This window comes from Polynucleobacter sp. 39-46-10, assembly GCF_002282275.1.
Map to the genome: position 1 here is coordinate 1 of NZ_NCJB01000516.1, position 1,222 is coordinate 1,222.

The window sequence follows — 1,222 nt, forward strand, 5'->3', positions numbered from 1 at the left end:
AATTGAAAGTATTCCAGTTGTAGCTGCATGCTTTGAGTTTCAATATATGGGTGGCTCGATGGGTTCAGTTGTTGGTGAGCGTTTTGCCCGTGGTGTGCAAGAAGCCATCGCCAAAAAGTGTGCATTTATCTGCGTAACAGCTACCGGCGGTGCGCGTATGCAGGAAAGTTTGCTCTCTCTTTTCCAGATGGCTAAGACCAACTCCATGTTGACCTTACTCTCTAAAAAAGGTTTGCCTTACATCAGCGTTTTGACTGACCCAACTATGGGCGGAATCTCTGCTAGCTTCGCCTTTATGGGTGACGTAGTAATGGCTGAGCCTAAAGCCTTGATTGGCTTTGCAGGTCCGCGTGTCATTGAACAAACTGTTCGTGAAAAATTACCAGATGGCTTTCAGCGTTCTGAGTTCTTATTGCAAAAGGGTGGCATTGACATGATTGTGGATCGTCGCCAAATGCGCGGTGAAATCGCTCGTCTCTTGGCATTGCTCCAGCAGCTTCCTGAGCCTGCGATTGCGGGTAGCGCAGCTGTATAAAGCGCTTGAGTTCCGCACACCAATCTCCCATTCTGTTTTCTAGCCTAACGGCTTGGCTTAGTCACCTCGAAACAGCCCACCCAGTCGGTATCGACATGGGTCTAGATCGGATTAATCGAGTTAAAGAAGCTCTGGGCTTGCACTTTGATTGCCCGGTGATCACTGTTGCTGGGACGAACGGCAAGGGCTCAACTTGCGCTTATCTTGAGAGTATCTTGCTGGCCTCTGGCTATAGAGTGGGTTGTCATATGTCTCCTCACTTACTGGTCTTTAACGAGCGTGCTCGAGTCAATGGTGAGGAAGTAAAAGATGATCTCTTACTAGAGCATTTTGCCGCCGTTGAGAAAGCGCGCGTCAGCATAGTGGATGCTCCAACGCTAACGTATTTTGAATTCACTACCTTGGCAATCATGCATTTATTTTCTAAGGCAAATTTAGATGCTGTTGTCCTTGAGGTTGGCATGGGTGGTCGTTTAGATGCCGTAAATATTGTTGATGCAGATTGCGCGATCGTCACTAGTATTGATATTGATCACGCTGATTTTTTAGGCGGTACACGTGAGGCAATTGGTCTTGAGAAGGCTGGTATTTTCCGCGCAGGTGCAATTGCAGTCTGTGGCGATCCTGTACCCCCCCAATCCCTAATTGATCATGCTGAAAAACTGGGTTGTGATTTATGGCTTCAAG

Annotated in this window: 2 protein-coding genes; both read left to right on the top strand. The window is 47.6% G+C overall.

Annotated features, from left to right (window positions below; translation table 11 throughout):
• The coding region (locus B7X71_RS17315) for an acetyl-CoA carboxylase carboxyltransferase subunit beta (RefSeq protein ID WP_293601652.1) at window positions 1-535 on the top strand (535 nt) is incomplete at its 5' end.
• Between the two features lie 5 nt (window positions 536-540).
• Window positions 541-1,222 (top strand): Mur ligase family protein (locus B7X71_RS17320; RefSeq protein ID WP_293601653.1); only part of this gene is annotated, 682 nt, incomplete at its 3' end.